Origin of the sequence: Leifsonia sp. SIMBA_070, assembly GCF_046534635.1 — a bacterium.
In the GTDB taxonomy this organism is placed as follows: Bacteria; Actinomycetota; Actinomycetes; order Actinomycetales; family Microbacteriaceae; genus Leifsonia.
On record NZ_JAWRYK010000207.1, the window covers coordinates 1 to 276 of the forward strand.

The 276-nt window shown below is 56.9% G+C and carries 1 pseudogene; it reads left to right on the plus strand.

The window, feature by feature from the left end:
• Positions 1 to 139: 139 nt before the first annotated feature.
• Positions 140 to 276, plus strand: a pseudogene (locus tag SB754_RS20045) (translation initiation factor IF-1); the annotation flags it as partial.

The following is a 276-nucleotide window of genomic DNA, read 5'->3' on the forward strand; positions in this document are numbered from 1 at the left end:
CTACATTCGTGCCCTTTTCCAAGCATGTGCGCCGTGTCAAAACGGCTACGGCGCGGTGGATGCGCAGGAAGCGCCAGGGAGAACCAAAGACATAAACCGTCCTTCGTGCATACGGGGGACACAGACGTTAGCGGAGGATATGGCCAAGAAAGACGGCGTCATTGAGATTCAGGGCTCGGTCAACGAAGCCCTGCCCAACGCGATGTTCCGCGTTGAGCTGGCCAACGGCCACATTGTGCTCGCACACATCTCGGGAAAGATGCGTCAACACTACAT